At 70.6% G+C, this 18842-nt stretch carries 17 protein-coding genes and 1 tRNA gene; 8 read left to right on the top strand and 10 right to left on the bottom strand.

Going from position 1 to position 18842, the window contains the following annotated elements; genetic code table 11:
* A partial coding sequence (locus AB0M82_RS13395) for a 3-hydroxyacyl-CoA dehydrogenase family protein (RefSeq protein WP_364720990.1) occupies positions 1–458 on the top strand: 458 nt, incomplete at its 5' end.
* Between the two features lie 82 nt (positions 459–540).
* Here AB0M82_RS13395 and AB0M82_RS13390 read toward each other — a convergent pair.
* The 4 genes from AB0M82_RS13390 to AB0M82_RS13375 all read right to left on the bottom strand — a co-directional run bounded on the left by AB0M82_RS13390 (position 541) and on the right by AB0M82_RS13375 (position 6918).
* Positions 541–3372 carry a PQQ-dependent sugar dehydrogenase gene (locus AB0M82_RS13390; RefSeq protein ID WP_364720988.1) on the bottom strand — a complete coding sequence of 944 codons (2832 nt, stop codon included), beginning with the start codon at positions 3370–3372 and terminating at the stop codon, positions 541–543.
* A 110-nt stretch (positions 3373–3482) separates the two neighbouring features.
* A complete protein-coding gene (locus AB0M82_RS13385; protein WP_364720985.1) occupies positions 3483–4130 on the bottom strand; it encodes a L,D-transpeptidase in 648 nt (215 codons plus the stop codon).
* Positions 4131–4330: 200 nt separating this feature from the next.
* The gene (locus AB0M82_RS13380) at positions 4331–5221 is read right to left on the bottom strand and encodes a serine/threonine-protein kinase (RefSeq protein ID WP_364720982.1); all 891 of its coding nucleotides are present in this window, start codon (positions 5219–5221) and stop codon (positions 4331–4333) included.
* 8 nt (positions 5222–5229) lie between these two features.
* Entirely contained in the window at positions 5230–6918 is a 1689-nt protein-coding gene (locus AB0M82_RS13375) for an N-6 DNA methylase (protein WP_364720979.1), read from the bottom strand.
* A gap of 76 nt (positions 6919–6994) precedes the next feature.
* Between AB0M82_RS13375 and AB0M82_RS13370 the strand changes: the two genes are divergently transcribed.
* The 7 genes from AB0M82_RS13370 to AB0M82_RS13340 all read left to right on the top strand — a co-directional run bounded on the left by AB0M82_RS13370 (position 6995) and on the right by AB0M82_RS13340 (position 13112).
* Positions 6995–7738, top strand: coding sequence for a protein phosphatase 2C domain-containing protein (locus AB0M82_RS13370; RefSeq protein ID WP_364720976.1), 744 nt, complete (start codon positions 6995–6997; stop codon positions 7736–7738).
* Positions 7739–7804: 66 nt separating this feature from the next.
* Positions 7805–7889: transfer RNA gene (locus tag AB0M82_RS13365), tRNA-Ser, on the top strand.
* Positions 7890–8519: 630 nt separating this feature from the next.
* Positions 8520–8780 carry a hypothetical protein gene (locus AB0M82_RS13360; RefSeq protein ID WP_364720974.1) on the top strand — a complete coding sequence of 87 codons (261 nt, stop codon included), beginning with the start codon at positions 8520–8522 and terminating at the stop codon, positions 8778–8780.
* A 4-nt stretch (positions 8781–8784) separates the two neighbouring features.
* A complete protein-coding gene (locus AB0M82_RS13355; RefSeq protein ID WP_364720973.1) occupies positions 8785–9030 on the top strand; it encodes a hypothetical protein in 246 nt (81 codons plus the stop codon).
* A gap of 31 nt (positions 9031–9061) precedes the next feature.
* Entirely contained in the window at positions 9062–11791 is a 2730-nt protein-coding gene (locus tag AB0M82_RS13350) for an FtsK/SpoIIIE domain-containing protein (RefSeq protein ID WP_364720970.1), read from the top strand.
* Positions 11788–12195: a hypothetical protein gene (locus tag AB0M82_RS13345; protein WP_364720967.1), complete on the top strand. Its 408-nt coding sequence runs from the start codon at positions 11788–11790 to the stop codon at positions 12193–12195. Before AB0M82_RS13350 ends, AB0M82_RS13345 begins: the two co-directional genes overlap by 4 nt.
* Positions 12196–12383: 188 nt before the next feature.
* Positions 12384–13112, top strand: a complete 729-nt coding sequence (locus AB0M82_RS13340; RefSeq protein ID WP_364720966.1) for a dienelactone hydrolase family protein — start codon at positions 12384–12386, stop codon at positions 13110–13112.
* 138 nt (positions 13113–13250) lie between these two features.
* On the opposite strand, the gene AB0M82_RS13335 is transcribed toward AB0M82_RS13340, so the two are convergent.
* The 6 genes from AB0M82_RS13335 to AB0M82_RS13310 form a co-directional block, all read right to left on the bottom strand.
* The gene (locus AB0M82_RS13335; protein ID WP_364720964.1) at positions 13251–13658 is read right to left on the bottom strand and encodes a YbaB/EbfC family nucleoid-associated protein; all 408 of its coding nucleotides are present in this window, start codon (positions 13656–13658) and stop codon (positions 13251–13253) included.
* A complete protein-coding gene (locus tag AB0M82_RS13330) occupies positions 13655–13864 on the bottom strand; it encodes a hypothetical protein (RefSeq protein ID WP_364720961.1) in 210 nt (69 codons plus the stop codon). Before AB0M82_RS13330 ends, AB0M82_RS13335 begins: the two co-directional genes overlap by 4 nt.
* Positions 13861–14433 carry a hypothetical protein gene (locus tag AB0M82_RS13325; protein WP_364720958.1) on the bottom strand — a complete coding sequence of 191 codons (573 nt, stop codon included), beginning with the start codon at positions 14431–14433 and terminating at the stop codon, positions 13861–13863. The genes AB0M82_RS13330 and AB0M82_RS13325 overlap by 4 nt, the downstream gene beginning before the upstream one ends.
* Entirely contained in the window at positions 14433–15632 is a 1200-nt protein-coding gene (locus tag AB0M82_RS13320) for a putative T7SS-secreted protein (protein ID WP_364720956.1), read from the bottom strand. Before AB0M82_RS13320 ends, AB0M82_RS13325 begins: the two co-directional genes overlap by 1 nt.
* A complete protein-coding gene (locus AB0M82_RS13315) occupies positions 15629–16120 on the bottom strand; it encodes a hypothetical protein (protein WP_364720953.1) in 492 nt (163 codons plus the stop codon). Before AB0M82_RS13315 ends, AB0M82_RS13320 begins: the two co-directional genes overlap by 4 nt.
* Before the next feature lie 136 nt (positions 16121–16256).
* Positions 16257–18728 carry an endonuclease/exonuclease/phosphatase family protein gene (locus AB0M82_RS13310; RefSeq protein ID WP_364720951.1) on the bottom strand — a complete coding sequence of 824 codons (2472 nt, stop codon included), beginning with the start codon at positions 18726–18728 and terminating at the stop codon, positions 16257–16259.
* Between the last annotated feature and the right edge of the window lie 114 nt (positions 18729–18842).

The raw sequence follows: 18842 nt of genomic DNA, 5'->3' as shown, positions 1-18842 counted from the left end.
CGCTCGCCCGCGTCGCCGGCGTAGACCCGCTCGGCGGCTACGAACGGCGCCTGACGATGTCGGTGCACCCGGGCCTCGACGCCGCGGCGGGCCGCGCCGCCTGGGGCGCGCTGGCCGCGACCGGCCGCCCGGTGACGGTCGTCCGCGACGGGCCCGCCCCGATCGCGCAGCGGCTGCTCGCGTCGATCGTCAACACCGCGTGCTTCATCGCGGGCCAGCACCTGGCCACGCCACCGGACATCGACACGGCGGTGCGGCTCGGCCTCGGCTACCCGCGCGGCCCGCTGGCCTGGGGCGACCTCGTCGGCGGCGACGTGGTGCTGCGCATCCTGCGCGGCCTGGCCGCGGCCACCGGCGATCCCCGTTACCGGCCGAGCCCCTGGCTCACCGAGCGTGTCGCCCTCGGCCTGCCGCTGGCGTCGGCGGGGATCACGCCGGCGGACCTGCGTTCACCCTGAGCGCGCGCCGGGAACTTCCTGGCCGAACGGCGCGGGCCGCCTCCGGAATCCCGGAGACGGCCCGCGTCGGTTCGGTTCGGTGTCACCAGCGGTGGTCGACCGCCCCGCCGGCGACGGTGAAGGTGATGTAGCCGCCCTGGAAGTCGCTGCGGTACACCCCGTTCGTCACGTACTCGTCCGTCGTCGGGTAACGCAGGTAGGAGCGTTCCCACCCGAGGGCCGCCCACTTCTTCCGGATCTCGCCCTTCACGACGTGCGCATTGGTCGCCGCCGTGTAGTAGATCGAGTGGTTGAGGCTGAAGTGGTTGAAGCGGCCGACGCCGTCCGGCGTCCCGTCCTCGTCGTTGATCGGATAGCCGAGACCACGCTCGTAGCCGTACGCCGCCCACTTCTTCCGGATCTCGCCGTAGATCGCGTGCGCGCCGTTCGCGGCCGTGTAGTAGATCGACCCGACGTTGCCGCCCTTGACGAAGTGGTTGAACCGGCCGACGCCGTCCGGCGTCCCGTCCTCGTCGTTGGTCGGGTAGCCGATGCCGTTCTCGTAACCGAGCGCCGCCCACTTCTTCCGGATCTCACCGTAGATCACGTGCGCACCCGTCGCGGCCGTGTAGTAGATCGACCCGACGTTGCCCTTGTTGACGAAGTTGACGTACTGGCCCACCCCGTCCGGCGTGGCCGCGTTGTCCGTCATCGGCGGGCCGAGCACATTGTGCCCGCCGAAGGCGACGTACTTGTCCAGCACCGGACCGTTGGTGAGGTACTTCGCCCCGGTCCCGGCGCTCCAGTACAGCCGGCCTCCCGCGTAGGTCCGGTAGTGGACCGCGCCGTCGGTGATCTCGGCACCCGTCGGGGCCCCGAGCTTCGCCTGCACCGCCGGGTCCGCGTAGCGCTGGTCGATCGGGGTGGCGTAGTTCGCCGTCAGCGTCATGTCGCCGGCGCCGACGGTGATGATCCACCTGGTGTCCGTCGGGCCGCCCTGCCAGCCGGTGAACGTCGAGACGCCGTCGATGGCGAGGTTCGCGGCCTCGACGTCGAACGACGCGCCCTCGGTGACCGGCGCCGCGCTGACACCGCCGGCGACCGAGATGCTCAGCTCCGCGGGCTGCGTGCTGACCAGGGTGACCCGGTGCAGGCGCGGCATCGCCGTGTACGTCTTGGACGTGGTGAGGCCGGCGCTGTCGGTCACGGTCGCGGTGAACTCCATCCGGGAGTCCGGGTGCTCGGTGAACGGCAGCGAGAAGCTCGCCCCGGTCCCGCCGAAGCCCGGGTGCGAGTGGCAGGTCGCCTCGCTCGGGCAGTGCCGCACCGCCGTGGTCCACGAGACCGGCAACGCGCCGTCCTCGACGTCGGTCGCGGTGGCGCTCAGTTCGATCTGCTGGCTCACCGCGAACGTCGCGTTGTCCCCGGGCGTGGTCAGGGTGAGCTCCGGGGAGTGGTTGCCGGGCGCGACCGTGACGGTGGTCGTGCCGGTGGCGCCCAGCGGGTCGCGGACCGTGAGCGTCGCGGTGAACGCCTCGGTGCCCGCCGCGTAGGGATGGTTCACCTTCGGGCCGGCATTGGCCACCTTGGTCCCGTCCCCGAAGTCCCAGTCGTACGTCAGCGCGTCGTTGTCGTAGTCGACCGACGAGGAGCCGTCGAACGACACCGTCCGGGTGTCCGGATCAGTGACCGTCGTCGCCTTCGCCACCGGCGCCGTGTTGTTGGCCGAGTAGCTCAGGCGGCGCACGGTGCCGGACAGGATGTCGGCGTAGACGATGTCACCGTTCGGCGCCGCCGCGAACTTCACCGGGCCGCCGATGCCGGTGAAGACCGGCGGGTTCTCCGGGGCCTGCGTGAGCTTGCCCTGGCCGTCGTACCGCAGTGTCCAGATCCGCTTCGCCACGTAGTCGCCGAAGAAGTACGAGCCGCGGTAGGCCGCCGGGTAGCTGGATCCGTTGTAGAGGATGCCGCCGGTGACGCTGTTGCCCAGCATGGGGCCACTGCCGTGCTGGTATTCGAAGATCGGCGGCTGGTTCGCCACGCCGGCACACTGCGGAAGGGTGCTGTAGCCCGGCGTCGCGTGCGTGCCCTCCCAGCACGGCCACCCCTGGTTGCCGCCGCGCTGGACGACGTCCACCTCTTCCCAGGTGTCCCAGCCGACGTCACCCACGACCGGCAGGCCGAGGTTCGGGTCGACGCTGAACCGGAACGGGTTGCGGAAACCCCGCGCGAAGACCTTGCTGGCGGTCGACGCCGGGTTGGCCGCGTCGTAGTACGGGTTGCCCGGCACGCCGTTCCCGTCGGCGGTCAGGTGGAAGATCTTGCCGTACGGCTGGTTGATGTCCTGGGCGCGCAGCGAGGTCGCGTCCACCTTGGTGAAGTCGCCGTTGTCGCCGACGGACAGCCACAGCGTCCCGTCCGCGGCCGCGTTGACGGCGTCGATGCCGTGGACGTTGAAGCCGCCGGGTACCTCGAACAGCGTCTTCTCGCCGGTGAGCGCGGCCGGCGCGCCCGCCGCGTCCACGCTGACCGTGAACCGCGCCAGCCGCATGACGAACCCGCCGGCCACGTCGATCGAGCGCGTCAGGTAGATGGAGTGCGATGTCGCGTAGTCCGGCGCGACGGCCAGCCCGATGAGACCGAGGTCCTGGTTGATGCGGACCGGAAGCGTCGCGATCGTCTTTCCCGTCCCGCCGGCCGGCAGCCAGCGGACGGTGCCGCTCTTACCGGTGACGAGGATCGAGTTGTCCGGCAGGTAGGCGAAGTCCGTCAGCGGTTCGGTCCCCAGACCGGCGCTGGTGTCCTGCAGCACGAACCCCTGCGGGAGTGTTGTTGCCGCCGCCGCCACCCCCGTGGACACGACAGGCAGCAACGCCCCGGTCAGTACTGCCGCCACGAATGCGTGGCGGATTGCGCGAAGTTTGCGCAAGGCCATTTGGCCCCCCTTTCAGGCGATCACTTATCGCCTGAACAGGGGGGCCGGTTTCACTCGTACGAGTGTTTTTATCTGACTGTTACCTACTGTCCGTGTTTGTCCCGTTTTCGTTAGGGGACAACCTGCACGACGTCACCGACGTGCAGGGTGTTGAAGAACTTGAGGGACGCGCTGGCCGACAGGTGGATGCAGCCGTGCGAGTACACCGAGAGGCTGCCGGTGTGGAACGCGTCGCCCGGGTAGAAGAACACCGAGTTCGGCATCTCCGCGTTGTCGAACTCATTCGACAGGTGCATCTTTTCCTTCGACAGCACGCGGAACGTGCCGGTCGGCGTCGGGTTGCTCGGGCGCCCCGGCAGCATCTTGACCGGCCCGTAGACCACCTTGCCGCCCTGCAGGATCCACGCCTGGTGCGCCGAGATGTCCACGCAGGCGGCAGTGCCCGCCGCCGCGGCCGCCGCCGCGCACGGGACGTCCGGGTTGTTCGCCGGAGGCTTCGGCTTCGGCTTGGGCGTGGTGCTGGTCGGCGTGGGCTTCGGCTTCGGCTTCGACGAGGTCGGCGTCGGCGTCGGCGTCTCGCTGGTCGTCGTCGGCGTCGGGGTGGTGCTCGAAGTCGTGGCCGGCGCCCCGCCGCCGGTCCCCGCCGCGGCGACGGCCCCGCCGCCCGCGTTCGGCCCACCCGACGCGGCCCCGCCGGAGCACGCGGCCAGCACGAACGCGGTGGCCAGCGCGGCCGCTCCCGCCAGAAGCCTCTTCACGATCCGGTACCCCCAATTAGACGATCATCGCTTTTGGACACCCGTAAAGACGGCGGTCACCCGGTCGAGGTTCGTCCGCGAAGGTCACGATTGGGTAGATGATGTCGACCCGGCGCTCAGCGAGCGTCCTGCTCTACGTCGCCATCCTCGTTCTCGTCCTCTGCCAGGCCGTCTACCAGCAGGTTCGCGGCACGCCGCGATCAGCCGCTGACGCGGCCGAGCATCCGCGCGTACATCCGGCCCGGGCTGGGCACCGACGGCGGCACCAGGAACCCCGGCAGCGGCGGCAGCCCGCCGACGAACGCGCCGAGGCGCTCGTACAGCACGGCCGCGCCGGGCGGCCGGGCTTCGGGGTCCTTCGCCAGCATCTCGGCGAGCAGCGCGTTGAGCTGTTTCGGCACCCCCGGCACCGGCGGCGGCAGCTCCTTGACCTGCCGCTCGAACACCGCGTACGCCGTGGGCCCGTCGAAGAGCCGCCGGCCGGTGAGCATTTCGTGCAGCACGCAACCCAGCGCGTAGAGATCGCTGCGCGGCTCGGCGCCACCCCGCTGGATCTGCTCGGGAGCCATGTACGACGGCGTCCCCAGCAGCTGCCCGGCCCGCGTGAACTGCGCGGCGTCGGCTTCGCGGAGCACGGCGAGCCCGAAGTCCATCACTTTCACGCCGCCGTCGGGACCGAGCATCAGGTTGGACGGCTTGAGGTCGCGGTGGCAGACCGCCAGCGCGTGGGCGGCGGTCAGCACCGCGCACGCCTGCGCCACGATCGCCGCGGCCCACGGCACCGGCAGCGGCCCGTGCTCGGCGAGCAGATCGGCCACGGTCACGCCGTCGACGAACTGCATGACCTGGAACAACCGGTCGTCGTGGGTGCCGTAGTCGTAGAGCGTCGGCACGCCGGGGTGGTCGAGCGTCGCCAGGATCCGGGCCTCGCGGGCGAAGCGGGCCTCCAGCTCTTCGTCGCGGCCCGGCAGCCTGAGCAGCTTGATCGCGATGCGCCGGCCCAGCCGGCGGTCGAGCCCGCCGTGCACCGCGCCCATCCCGCCGCGGCCGAGCGGCAGCTCGTCGAGCTCGTAGCGGTCGGCGATCAGCATCCGTTCCCCTATCGGCCCGGGCGGAGCCGTCCTTCGACAAGTCCAGCGAAGCCTAGCCGGACCAGCTCACGGCCCGTTTCGGCCGTCTCGCGCAGGGCGGCGTCGAACTCGGCGAGTTTCCCGAAGACCTGGCCGTACTCGCGCTGGACGGCGATGGTGACCCGCGGGATCCGCACGCGTCTGCCGTCGATCCGGGTCGACGCGGACGCGGCGGGCAGGTCGGCCGCGCGCAGGCAGCCGGCCAGGAAGTCCGCGTCCAGCCGCGCCGGGTCGACGCGGTACACGCTGAGGCCGGCGCCGACCGGCTCCGGTGGTCCACTGTGGACGTACGCGATCCCGGTCACGGACGCGACGACGTCACCCGCTTCGGCGGTCGGGTGCTCGGCATCGGCGCGGGCCGCGTGCCTGACCTCGACGACTCCCGCCTTGACCAGCTCGCCGATGGTCGTGAAGGCCGGTTCGGCGTCCGCCGCCTCGAGCGGCGGCAACCGCGGCGCGAGCTCGGCGAACCGGCCCCGCACCGCCTGGAAGGCCTGGCCGAGGTCCTCGTCCCTGGCCCGGCGCCGCGCCGGCGTGAGGTCGACGTCGTCGTCGAGCAGGTCGATGATCCGGACGCCGGATTCGGGCCGGGCCAGGAACTCCCGCCAGCTCGTCTCCACTGTGGACAGATCGTCGCCCGCCTCGCCGAGCAGCACGGTGGACGGCGGGCGCTGCCCCGCCACCGGGCGCCGCAGCAGCCAGAGGTCGGGCCCCACCGACGTCAGCGTGACGACCGCCCGGACCGCGCCCGCGCGCAGGAGGTTGCCGCGGATGCGCTTCCCGCTGCGCCGCCCGGCCGCCGCGCCCGGCATCAGGATCGCGACCGTGCCGCCGGGTTCGACGTGGGCGAGGCAGTGCTGCACCCAGGCGAGCTCCGGCTCGCCGCGCGGCGGCAGGCCGTATTCCCAGCGCTCGTCGCCGACGAGCTCGTCGTGTCCCCAGGCCCGTTCGTTGAACGGCGGATCGCACAACACGGCTTCGGCGGTCCGGCCGGCGAAGGCGTCTTCGCGCAGCGCGTCGACCGCGTAGACCTCGGCCTCGATACCGCGCAGCCGCAGCCGCAGCGCCGCGATCGACGCCGTCATCGGGTCGCTGTCCTGCCCCAGGACGGTTTTCGCGCCGCTCGCCAGCGCGAGCGCGCCGAAGCCGCACGCGGGGTCGAGGATCGTCGACACCGGCCCGGTGACCCGGGCCATCAGCTCGGCGACCGGCTCCGGCGTGGCCGACAACCGCCGCGAGTGCGCCTCGAAGTACCTGCGGCACAACAGCTCGAACGATTCGACCGGCCCGGACCGGCGGGTCATCTCGCTGAGCAGGGCGAGCAGTTCCGGGTCGTCGATCTTGCTGTCGAAGGTGTCGAAGATCCCGGCCTGAAAGGCGAAGAAGACCCCCGCGCGGCTCACCCGCTCGGCCAGGTCGAGGTCGTCGCCGAGGGCGCGCAGACGCTGCCACGCGCGTTCGCCGGCGGTCAGTTCGAACTTCTTGCCCCGGGCGCGGAACCAGCCGGCGACGTCGGACAGGCCGAACAACGGGCTCGACGCCGTGCCGCCGACCGGCTGCGGGAAGTCCGGGTAGCGGCGGCGCCAGTTGCTCACCGCGGCCCGGCCGACCCCGGCGAGCCGCGCGATGTCGGCCGCGCTGACCGTGGCGTCGTCCATGCCGGAACTCTATCGGATGATGCTCCATTCAGCCGCTGTGGTTGTGAACTCAGTCAACCAATGCTTTCATGGAGGCATGACACACGATCGGTACGTCCTGCGGTACGCCGCGGGGTCGGACGTCGGCAAGCGTCGCCGGATCAACGAGGATTCGCTGTACGCGAGTTCCCGCTTGCTGGCCGTCGCCGACGGCATCGGCGGCCAGCCGCACGGCGAGGTCGCCAGCGCGACCGCGGTCGACGTGCTGCGCGAGCTCGAAGTCGACCTGCGGCGGGTCGACCTCACGGGCGTCGACCTGGCCGCCACCCTGGCCGGCGTGGTCAAGTCGATCGGCGAGCGGCTGGTCGAAGTCGCTTCGCAGGAGCCGACGACCGACGGCATGGGCACGACGCTGACGGCCCTGCTCTTCGACGGCGTCGAGTTCGCGGCGGCCCACATCGGCGACTCCCGCGGCTACCTCCTGCGCGACGGCGGCCTGCGCCGGCTGACCCGCGACCACACCTTGGTGCAGGCCCTGATCGAGGACGGCCGCGTCGCCGCCGAGGACGCCGAGACGCACCCGCGGCGTTCGCTGCTGATGAAGGCACTGCAGACGGCGGGTTCCGCCGCCCCCGACATCTGGACGTTCACCCCGGCCGAGGGCGACCGCTACCTGCTCTGCTCGGACGGCCTGAGCGGCCCGGTCACCGAAGCCACCCTGCGCGACGTGCTGGCGGACATCGCCGACCCGGCGGACACGATCCCCGAACTGATCCGCCTGGCCAACGAAGGCGGCGGCCCGGACAACATCACGTGCGTCGTCGCGGACGTCACCCGCTGACCGCTTCGCGGCGCAGCTCAGACCCGCCTTCGCAGGCGGGGAAGGGCATCCGGTATCGTCTCTCGCGGAGGATTGGCCGAGCGGCCTAAGGCGCACGCTTGGAAAGCGTGTTGGGTTCACGCCCTCGCAGGTTCGAATCCTGTATCCTCCGCGCTTGATCAGGCAAACGCCGGGTGCCCCGCTTCGGGACACCCGGCGTTTCCGTGTGGCTTGCCGAAGATCAGCTCGACGGGGTCCTCGCCCCAGGGGCGGTGGGGAGGCTGGTCGCCCCAGCCCTCGGCGACCTCCTCCAGGACGGCGCGGTGCCGATCGACCTGTCTTGACCAGCAAGTAGGCCGCGTTTCGTCGTTCCGGGCCGGAACTTCCGTGGCCCCGACGGGAGCCGGACAGACTTTCGGCTGGTTGAAACGTGAAAAATCTCGACCGCGCTCAGGCTCCTTCGGCACGGTGGGTCACGACCAGGGCTGAGCGGAGGCCATTGGCCTAGTCGCGCTAGTCTCACCCCACCTCGCCCGCCCCCTGTCGAGAAAGGCCAGCAGTGGCACGAAACTGCTCTGACCTGGGGTAGCGGTGGCCAGCGACTCAGCATGCGGTACTGGTGCCGGGAGGACCCCCGCACAGACCGTGATCGGCCCGGCCCCGGACGTTCCCACGTCCGGGGCCTTGCTGATTCTGGGCCGCGATCACTCGGCAACGTCAGATGATCACGCTGAGTCGTTGAATCTGTTTCAATGGAACACGCCCCCGTACGATCGACGAGATATCGAGGAGTAGAGGCCCGATGGCCGGAGTCGAAGAGATCCGCGCTGGCATCGCGCTCGCCAATGAAAAGGCGTCCGCGAGCATCGCCGCCCTTCAACAGGCAGCGCAGTCTCTCGAAGAAGCCCAGCAGTCGCTCGCCCAGGCGACGCAAGGCAGCAGCCAGCACGAAGTGAGCCAGGCCCACGGTCTGCTAGCGCAGGCACTGCATGACATCAGCGGCATGCAGAGCACCATCCAGGCCAGCATTTCCTCCGCCGACGCCTATTCGGCGCGGCTCTAGCCGGATGACGCTCGCCGAACTCCATCAGTTGCTCACCGCCGTCGTGGCCGGGCTCGCCGATGCGCGTGCCCACGCCGAGCGGGCCACAAGCCTGCTCGGGGAAGCCCGGCAAGCTCTCGTGGACGCTCAGGCCAAGGCCGATCCCTGGCTTCCTTCGCAGTACGCGCAGGCCGGCGAGGGGCTGGACCAGCTCCTCGTCCGCCTGGGCGCCGCCGAGGATCTGGTGAGCGGATACCGCTCACGCCTGTAATGCTTCTTGGGACACCTTCTTGGGGACGCCGATGGCCAACAAGTCAGCCGAGCAACGCAACCGCGTCGAGACCGCACTGGACCGGGTCCGCCACCAAATCGGGCTGGTGCTGGGTGCGGCGGCCGGCGCGCGTCAAGCCGCCGAGGCCGATCTCGCCAAACTCGAGCTGGAGCGGGACATCGTCCGCACCGGCATGAACCACGCCAGCGCCGAGCAGCAGAACGAATGGTCCCGCCATCCCGCCGCACACGAGGTGTTCGGCGCGCTCGGCAGCGTCCGCAGCGCCTTCTACACCGACTGGGGCCAAGGCCCCGCGAGCCTGCGCGAACTGGTCTCGCAGAACGCGCCCGGCGCGGCCGGGCTGCCGCCGGGCGACTGGCTCGGCGCGGTCGGGCACAACCCCGGCCTGACGTCGCCGGGCCTGTGGCGCGTCGGCTCCGCCACGGCCGCCGGCGGCGATCCCACGCGGAGCTTCGATGTCGCGGTCCCGCTGCTCGACGAGTCGCACCTCTCGATCACGTCGGTGCCCAAGACGCGGCGCGCGATCGACGGCATCGTGCAGAACCTGCTGATCCGCGTGCTCTCGACGTTCGAGCCCGGCGCCGTGCGTGTGCACCTGTGGGACATCGGGCAGCTGACCGCGATCCTGCCCGACTTCTACCCGCTGAGCCAGACCAGCGCGCTCTCGCTGTACGACCCCGGCCGGCTCGAGGACCTCCTCGACGAGCTGGCCGGGCACATCCGCCGCATCCACGCCAGCTGCATGTCCGCCGGCTTCACGTCGCTGCGGGAAATGCGGAAGGAGACCGGACAGCGGGGCGAGCCGTTCCGCATCGTCGTGCTCTACGGGAACGGGGAAACCCTCGAGCCCGAACGCGCGCGCGACCTCAAGCGCGTCGCGAGCGGTGCGCTGGCCGCCGGGATCTGCCTGATCATGGTCGACGTGCCGACGGCGGTGAGCGCGCCCGTCGAGACGCTCGGCCTCGTCGACGACCGGCACGCGATCAGCAGCATGACGGGCACCGACCTGGTCGTCGACCTCGATCCGCCGATGCCGTCCGGGCAGGTGATCCGCGCCGTCGACAAGATCGCCAAGGCGCTGATCGCCAAGCAGGGCGGGCCGCGGTCGTTCGACGACCTGCTGCCCACGGAACTGGGGCGCGAAAGCTCCGCGCGGGAACTCCGGGCGCCGGTCGGGTTCTTCGAGGGCGAGCCGGTCGAAGTCGTGATCGGCGACGCGAGCCCGCACGCCCTGATCGGCGGTCCGTCCGGCTCGGGCAAGACGAACTTCCTGTACGCGCTGCTCGGCGGCCTCGCGGCGCGGTACGACCCGAACGAGCTGGCGCTGTACCTGCTGGACTTCAAGGAAGGCGTCTCGTTCGCCGGGCTGGCGCCGGGGCGGAAGGACGCGAGCTGGCTGCCGCACGCGCGGCTCGTCGGCGTCAACGTCAACACCGACCGCGAGTTCGGCCTGGCGCTGCTGCGGTTCCTGGCCGACGAGCTCCGCCGCCGGTCCGCGGCCGCGAAGGAGCACGAGGTCACGAACCTCGCCGACCTCCGCGAAGCCGACCCCGGCGGGCACTGGCCGCGGATCGTCGCGGTGATCGACGAGTTCCAGTACCTGTTCGCGGGCCGTGACCAGGTGACCGCGACGGCGACGCAGCTGCTGGAGGACATCGCGCGGCGCGGCCGGTCGCAGGGCATCCACCTGGTGCTGGCCAGCCAGGACGTCGCCGGCATCGAAGCGTTCTGGGGCAAGCCGGCGGTGTTCGAGCAGTGCACGCTGCGGATCGCGATGCCGAAGGCGCGGCGCGTGCTGGCCGAGACGAACAACGCCGCGGTGTCGGCGCCGAAGTGGCACGCGGTGGTCAACCACGACTCCGGAGTCGCGCACGGCAACCAGCTGGCGCACATCCCCGACGCGAGCAGCAAGAACGTGTTCGTCCGGCTGCAGCACCGGTTGTGGGAGGTGTACTCGGGCCACTTCGCGCGGCCGCGCCTGTTCGACGGCGCGCACCAGCCGGTGCTGGAACAGTTCCCGGTGTACCTCGACCTGAAGCCGAACTCGAAGCCGCGGGCACTGCTCGGCCAGTCGATCGACGTCACCGAGACGGCGTGCGGCGTCGACCTGGCCTGGGCCCCGGGCCGCAACATCGCGGTGCTCGGGTCCGCGACCGCCGAGGCACTGTCCATCTTGGACTCGTCGGCCCGATCGCTGGCCCGGCAGTACGAGCCGGACGCGGTCGAGTTCGTGCTCGGCTGCGCGATCGAGGCGTGCGCGCCGTCGGTGTTGGAGCTGGCCGAACGGCTGCGCGGGGAGGGCCACACGGCGTCCCTTGTGGACGACCTGCCCGGCACGCTCGAGTCGATGACGGGCGCGCTGGCCGGCGGCGCGAAGATCCTGCTGCTGTACGGCGTCGACGCGGCACTGCCGTCGCTCGAGGTGAAGGCGGTCGGGCAGCCGAAGAGCGGGCTGGACCACCTGCGGATGCTGCTGAAACAGGGGCCGGCCCACGGCATCCACACGATCGGCTGGTGGCGCAGCATCGCACGGCTGAAGGACACCCTGGGTTTCGCCGGCACCGACGACATCGGCACGTGGGCGGCGCTCGACGTCCAGGGCAACGAGCTCTCGCCGTTCGCGGCGGGCCAGGTCGTGCACTGGTCACCGCGGCCGGGCCGCGCGTTGTTCTTCGACCGCACGACCCACGGCGCCCCCGAAGTGATCATCCCGTTCCAGCGTCCGGAGAACGCGCAATGACCGATGACGGCGCCACCGCGGCCATGCGGTACAAGGAGATCATCGCCCTTTCGCGGGGTTCGGCGGAGAACCTGCGTGCGTGGGAGCTGGCGCGCGCGGAGGCGCTGGAGACGGAGATCGAGGAAGCCCGGAACGCGATCGCGGCGGCGACCGAGCGCGAAGAACGCGCGGCCGAGCGCGCGACGCGTTGGTGGAAGATGGCGCTGCACAACATCCAGAGCCTGACCTGGCTCGCCCCGGGCGACAACCCTCGCCCGGTCGTCACGGCGCGGGCGGCCTATCTCGAGCGGTACCTCGAGGAGGTCAAGCCGAGCTACCAGGAGCTGGTGCAGGCGGTGCTGGCCCTGGGGTGGCGAGCCAAGCGGGCGGCAGCCAAGCGGGGAAAGCAGCCACCGCAGGTCTAGTGCCGCAACAGGCAACGTTTGCCCTGGCGGGGAGCGGGTGTTGATCTCTGTGATACGTTCGGCGCCGTCGTGCACAACTGCGAGTTCAAGGAGGTGAGACCGATCAACGCTGTGACAGGTCGGGGCTCCCTTCTTCGCAGGGCCTAGGGAGCGCCCGCACAAGGCATCCCGAAAGGCATGAAACGCTGATGCGCTTCACCTCCCAGACGTCGTCGGATGGCGTCACCGAACAGTTCTTCACCGTCGACGAGATCCCCGGCGTGCTGTGGACGCCGGAAGACGCCTCTGGTACTCGTCCCCTGATTCTGCTGGGCCACGGCGGCAGGCAGCACAAGACGGCCCCCAGCACCGTGTCCCGCGCCCGCCGCTACGCCGCCGAAGGCTTCGCGGTCGTCGCGATCGACGCGCCCAACCACGGCGACCGGCCCCAGGACGAGGAGTTCGGCCGGATCGTGGCCGACATGCGGGCCGGCATGGCCACCGGTGCGAACCCGGGCGCGCTGGTCGCCGATATGCACAGCTATCTGGCCGGTCAGGCCGTCGCGGATTGGCAGGCGGTCCTGACCGCCGTCCAGAGCCTCGCCCAGGTCGGCGTCGGACCGGTGGGCTACTGCGGTATGTCGATGGGCTGCGGGCTCGGCATTCCGCTCATCGCCGCGGAACCCCGGATCCGAGCCGCAGTGCTGGGCCTGCTCGGCGTGCACGGGCTGGCCGAAGACGCCGCGCGGATCACTGCTCCGGTGCAGTTCCTGGTCCAGTGGGACGACGAGATGGTTCCGCGGGACCAGAGCCTGGCGTTGTTCGACGCGCTGGCCTCATCTGAGAAGACGCTGCACGCCAACACCGGCAAGCATGGGGACGTGCCGTCGTTCGAAGTGGACAGCTCTCTGAGGTTCTTCACCCGGCATCTGAGCTGACCTCGCGTCACTGTGCCCGGCGCGTTGGCCGGAACGCCGTTCCCGGCCAACAGCTCCTGGCTCAACCGCATCGAGGCCCAGTTCACCGCACTGCGCTATTTCGCACTCGACGGCACGGATCACGCCAGCAACAAGGGGTCAGACGTCGAAGACGGTGTCATAAGGTTCGTCTTCGTAGGCCGGAGCTTGCCTGCGCTGCTGGGGAGTGCGCTGTGGCGTTGGCGGATGTGGGCGCGGCGGTGCCTGTGGCGCCTGAGGTTGCTGCGCGGCAAGCCGTCCCCCGGCGGCGACGGCCTCCCGGATGGCGGCGGTGATGGTCCGGCTCAGCGTGACGGCGTCGAACCGCAGGGCTTCGGGCGCGAGCCGCACCTCGCTGACGACTCCGCCGGGCCCGGCAAGCACGGTGACGGACCGATCCGGCGAGACGACGGTCGTGTGGCCGCTCCCGGCGATCCCCGCGAGGAGGCGCTGGTTCTCGGCCTTGCGGTCCTCGATCTGCTTGAGCTGCCAGCGCATTTCCTCGATCAGCTGGTCGTTGCCGCTCATGCCGTTCTCCCCGGCTGGTGCGGAGTGGAGACGAACTCGTATGACTTCCCGACCCGATGATCGATCAGCGAATAGCCCCGGCTGTACGCGACGCGGACGAGATCCGCCTGGGCCAAGCCGATCTCCATCATCCGGAAGTACACCTGGCTCCGGCCGTCGAGCTCCGCGGCCAGGTCGGCCGAACCGGTCGCCACCGTGGTGATCACGACGCTTCCCCGCTGCGAAGGCTCCAAGCCACCCTCGCCGTCGCCTCGGCGACGGCGGGCCAGGCATCTTCGGATTCCGCGACCACCGAGAGGATCACCACGGACCGGCCGTCCGGCAAGGGGATCTGGTACTCCGCCTTGATCTGGGTGCGCACGTCCCGCTCGGGCAGGTGGAACTCGCCGCCACTGATCGCGACTACGGCCGGGCCGATCGGGAGGCGCACCGGCTGGACGACGGCTCGCCGATGGCGGCTCCGGTACTGCTCGGCCATCGCCGCCACGACGGCGTCACGGTTTCCGGCGGCCTCCGGCCACCGCACCACACCCAGCGTCAAGGTGGCGACGTCCCCGCGGCGCGGCCCGACCGCGAACTTGCCGAAGACCCGGATGCCGTTGGCCTGCATGGTCGGCACCAGCGCCATCAGGTAGCTGCCGAACTCCTCGATGGTCTTCCCGGCGCCGGCCGCCAGGCTCTCGGCCACGGTCCAGGCGTGGCCGCGGTTCATCTTGTCGTCGCTGCCCACCGGCATCCCGGCGAACCCGGGCGGCAGGTCGATCTGCAGAGGCATCAGTTCCACACCTCGTCTTCCGCCCGCTCACGCCGACGTTCCGGCGCGTTGTCGGCATCGACTCCGGCTTCGGTGGCGTTCCAGTACGCGACACCGGCTGGTGAAACCGGGAACACGACGTCCTGGGTGACATCCTTGGGCACCCAGTAGTTCTTGATGTCCCCGATCGGGCCCTCGAAGTCCTTGCCCATGGCGGCGGCGGCGGCCTCTCCACTCACCTGTTCCGCGAACAGGCCCCATCCGGCGGCGGTGACTATCTTTGCCGCCGAGTCCGGCAGTCCCGGGATCAAACCGGCCAGGGACGTGGCCGCGCCGAGAGCGTCGAACGTAAGCGTTTCGGGCGCGACGTCGGCACCGGCAGCTTTCGCCAGCAGGTGTCCATCCAGCGCCGCGACCCCCAAACCGGTGGCCACAGCACTCACGACCATGCCGGCGGGATCGGGAACGAAGTCGCTGGCGATGCCCAGCATGTTGCCGAGGTCGCCGGTCACGTCCGAGAGCTTCGACAGGAGCTCCGCGTGGTCCTCGACGTGGTCCCACGCCTCGTCCACGCCGTCCGCGAGGGTGTTCGTCAAGTCGCCCAGGGCGCCACCGACCGCGTCGCTCAGCTTGTCGAGGACGTCCGGCTCGTCCGGAGCCGGCTCCTTCGCCTTCCGCAGCAGCTCGGCGACCCGGCCGGCCGCCTCCGTGTGCTCCTGCTGAAGCTGCCTCGCCGCGTCCTGGATGTTCTGGCAGCCGTCGATCGCGGTTTGGAGCTGCTGGCCCGCGTTGTCCAGCAGGCGTTGGGCGATCTGCAGAGTCAGCTGGTCCTGGAACGTCCGGTTGGCCAGCGCCAAGTCCGGGTTCGCGCGCGCTTCCTCCGCGGCCCGAGCTGCCGCTTCCGCGCGGGCCTCCAGGTCGGCCGCGCGTTTCCGCAGGTCGCCGAGGTCGCGAGACCAGCCTTCCAGTGCGTCCGCGGCCTGGCCCATGGACCTCGCCGCACCCTCGAGGTACTGCGGCAGCGGGCCGATGCGCCGCGTGAACGCCTCGCTCGCTTCGCCCTGCCAGATGCCCTGCTTCCGGACGATCTGCCGCAGCGCGTCGTCGGCTTCGGTCAGGTCGGTGCTCACCACCCGGTACTTGCCCGCCAGATCGGTGATGCCATCGAGGTCGCCAGGCGCGGGGTCGAAGCCCAGGGCCGGGAAATCCCGGGCGCTCATCGGTCGAGGCCGCTCAGGATGCCGGTGATGCCGCCGGTCGCGCCGCCGCCCACCGGACCGTCGTCCCGCTCGGCCGGGTCGTTGATGCCGGGCACGCCACCGGTGTGGCCACCACCCGCCGGCCCGTCGAGCCGGGGGTGGTTCCCCCGCGCCCCGCCCGGATCCGGGCCGCCCGCGGGACCGTCGCCCACCGCCGATCCGAACTTCGACAGCTCACCATTGAACTGCGCCTCGATTTGCTCGTACTTCTGCTTCGCCTCCTTGAGGCGCTCCGTAATACCCGAAGCCGCGTCGCCGAGGCGCCCGATCCCGTAACCCCAGGCCTCCTCGAACTCGACGCCCGCTGTGCCCAGCTCAGCGGTCCCCAGCGAACCGAACGCCCCACCGCCGCCCAGCTTCTTGTTGGCATCGGCCATCCGGTCCGCCGCCGTGCCGAGGTCGCCGATGAGCTTGCCCAGCTCGTCGACCTTCACCGCGTATCCGTCCACGCCACCCTCCCCTGTGGTCCCGTCAACCGTAAGACGACGAGAAACGCTCCGTGGTTCCACGGTCACCCGATGGAGTGAGCAAAAGAAAGGCCACCATCGGGCATCAGCGCCCGATGGTGGCCTTTTCAGCCAGGAACTACGGGAGGTGCTTGCCGAACACCTGCTCCAGGCAGTCGAGCAGGTCGTTGATCCCGTCCAGGACCGCGTTGCCCGCGCTCGGCCGGAACCGGATCACCTGCGGGTCGTGGTCACTGGCCTGGTCGGCGAACTCCGCGTTGATGTGGACGACGTCGTAGTCCACCCCGCGCGGCGCCTGCGACGCCAGGATGTGGTCCAGCACCTGCGACTGGCCCTCGAACACGTAGCTGTACCGCTCGGCTTCCGGCACCGACGCGATCAGGTCCTTCAGCGCGCCACCGGCGGTGAGCGTCTGGACCGCCGGCGAGAACGGGTAGTCGTTCAGGTCGCCCGCCACGACGATGTTGGCGCCGCGATCCGCCGCCAGCAGCTGGTCGACGAACCCGCGCAGCACCGTGGCCTGCTTCGCCCGCTGCACCTCGGAACTGCGCGACGGCGGCTGGAACCGGCCGTGCGTCGGCTGGTCACCGCCCTTGGAGTTGAAGTGGTTGGCGATGACGAACACCGTGCGGCCCTTGAAGACGAACTCGCCGGCGAGCGGCTTGCGGCTGGCCGTCCAGGCCTCGTTCGCCGGGTCGACGCGGCCGGGCGACGCCGTCAGGTGCGCCTTGCCGTGTTCGCGGACCACGCCGACGGCCGTCGTCGACGTCCCGCCCGGACGGTCCACGAAGGACACCCGGGCCGGGTTGAACAGGAACGCGACGCGGATGTTGCCGCCCGGCTGGCCGCCGTCGGCGTCGTCGACCGGGTCGATCTCGCGCCACTGGTAGCGCGGGCCGCCCTTCGCGACGATCGCGTCGGTGAACCGCTGAAGAGTCTGGTCGGCGGTGACCACGCTGTCGTTCACCGGACCGTTGTTGTCCTGGATCTCTTCCAGCGTCACGATGTCCGGCGTCGCCAGGTGCGTCACGATCGCGTCGGCGAGCCGGTCGAACTTCGCCTGGGTGTCCACAGGGGACAGGTTCTCGACGTTGTACGTCGTGACCGCGAGCTCGCCGGAACGCTGTTTGCGCGTGGTCTCGCCCTGGAGCCCGTTGTCCTTTTCGGTACCGAGCACGTTGGCCAGCAGCGTGTAGCCGCCGAAGTCGTCGTACTCGACCGGGCCCGACGTGGTGCCGGTGAGCACATCGCCGACGTTGAGCTTCGGGAACGTCCGCTCGGCGAACGGGATCAGCGACTGGACCTTCAGCACACCGCTGTTCAGCTGGTCGTAGCCGAGGTAGACGGTGCCACCGCGAACGGAGCGGTGCTGGTCCGGCTTCGTCGTCACGTACAGCTCGTTGAACGAGTTCGTGGGCCCGACGACGCGGGCGTCGGTGACGCTCACGACCTCGCTCTCGTGCGCCTCCCAGAAGTCGAGCGCGTACTTCGACGGCTCCAGGGTGAGCGGCTCGGTGTTCCCGCCGGGCGACGACGCGTACGTCGTCGGCACGGTGTCGGGGTTCAGCACGGTCGGCGCGGGCAGGGCGTTCCCGTGGGAGTCGACCGTCCACTGTGCACTCGCCAGCTCGGTGAGCGACTGGTAGGGCGACGTCGACGGCGTGTCCGGGTAGAACTCGCGGACGGTGCCGGTCGCGGTCACCGCGTCGCCGACCGCGACGGCCGGGCTGGTGGCGCCGGTGAACACGAACAGGCCCTCGCTGGTGCGCGGGTCGGTGTCCGGGTTCGGGTCGGTGAGCCAGAACCCGCGGAGCGAGCCGAACGTCCTGGTCGCGGTGACGACGCCGGTGACGTCGCTGACCTTCTTGTCCTTGAAGGGCGAAATGCGGGTGGTGCCCTGGATTCCGTGGATCTTCGCCGGCGTCGGCGCCGGGCCGGGGTCGCCACCGGCCGACTCGCCCGCGGCGTTGGTCGGGGTCGGCTCGCCGACGGTGAAGTCGGCGGCGTTGTCGTCCGTGTCGGCGAGCGCCGCGCCGCGCGCGACGGAGTTCGTGTTCGACGGCGCGGCGGTCGGCGCGCCCTCGCGCACGGTGGCCGTGCCGAACCCGACGAGGTCCTTGATCCGGGGGTCGGCGGCGCAGTCCGCGGCGGTCTTGCAGGTCAGGGCGGTGGTGCCGGAGACGAGGGCGATCGTGCCCGCGGCGGCCGACATCGCGATCGCGCCGGTCGCGTCCGGCGTGGGCAGCGCGACCGTGCCCCCGGCGCCCTTGCCCTCGGCCACGAGGTAGCGGCCACCCGGCGCGACGCTGCCGGTCAGCTGCGTCACCTGCCAGGTGCTGGACGCGCTCGGCGAGCCGGGCAGGTACTGGACGCTGAAGCCGGCCAGGCTCGCGGCCGCCGGGCCGCGGTTGGCGAGTTCGACGAAGTCGCTGGTGAGCGTCGCTCCCGAGTTGCCCCCACCGCCGTAGACCTCGGCGATGACCGCGTCGGCGCTCGGCGTGGCGAGCGCCGCCGGTGCCGCCACGCCGAGCACCAGGCCCGGTACGACGGCCACCGTGAAGGCGGCCTTGAATCTGTGGGTCTTGGTCACCCTGAGTCCCCTTTGTGCTTGAACAGTCGTGGCATAGTCCCCCGAACAAGTGAGAAGGAGGAAGACAAAGATGCAACGATTGGCAACAACTACTTTCGTCGTCACCCGATCGGC

It is taken from the genome of Amycolatopsis sp. NPDC051128, from assembly GCF_040682715.1.
Taxonomy (GTDB): domain Bacteria; phylum Actinomycetota; class Actinomycetes; order Mycobacteriales; family Pseudonocardiaceae; genus Amycolatopsis.
The sequence above is the reverse complement of the archived record's forward strand: the minus strand, read 5'-3'. Positions and strand labels throughout refer to the sequence as shown.

Excerpts from the sequence above, each read along its gene's own strand:
- AB0M82_RS13390 (WP_364720988.1), bottom strand. The coding sequence starts at position 3,372 with ATGGCCTTGCGCAAACTTCGCGCAATCCGCCACGCATTCGTGGCGGCA.
- AB0M82_RS13380 (WP_364720982.1), bottom strand. The coding sequence starts at position 5,221 with ATGCTGATCGCCGACCGCTACGAGCTCGACGAGCTGCCGCTCGGCCGC.
- AB0M82_RS13375 (WP_364720979.1), bottom strand. The coding sequence starts at position 6,918 with ATGGACGACGCCACGGTCAGCGCGGCCGACATCGCGCGGCTCGCCGGG.
- AB0M82_RS13370 (WP_364720976.1), top strand. The coding sequence starts at position 6,995 with ATGACACACGATCGGTACGTCCTGCGGTACGCCGCGGGGTCGGACGTC.
- AB0M82_RS13360 (WP_364720974.1), top strand. The coding sequence starts at position 8,520 with ATGGCCGGAGTCGAAGAGATCCGCGCTGGCATCGCGCTCGCCAATGAA.
- AB0M82_RS13355 (WP_364720973.1), top strand. The coding sequence starts at position 8,785 with ATGACGCTCGCCGAACTCCATCAGTTGCTCACCGCCGTCGTGGCCGGG.
- AB0M82_RS13350 (WP_364720970.1), top strand. The coding sequence starts at position 9,062 with ATGGCCAACAAGTCAGCCGAGCAACGCAACCGCGTCGAGACCGCACTG.
- AB0M82_RS13345 (WP_364720967.1), top strand. The coding sequence starts at position 11,788 with ATGACCGATGACGGCGCCACCGCGGCCATGCGGTACAAGGAGATCATC.
- AB0M82_RS13340 (WP_364720966.1), top strand. The coding sequence starts at position 12,384 with ATGCGCTTCACCTCCCAGACGTCGTCGGATGGCGTCACCGAACAGTTC.
- AB0M82_RS13335 (WP_364720964.1), bottom strand. The coding sequence starts at position 13,658 with ATGAGCGGCAACGACCAGCTGATCGAGGAAATGCGCTGGCAGCTCAAG.
- AB0M82_RS13325 (WP_364720958.1), bottom strand. The coding sequence starts at position 14,433 with ATGCCTCTGCAGATCGACCTGCCGCCCGGGTTCGCCGGGATGCCGGTG.
- AB0M82_RS13320 (WP_364720956.1), bottom strand. The coding sequence starts at position 15,632 with ATGAGCGCCCGGGATTTCCCGGCCCTGGGCTTCGACCCCGCGCCTGGC.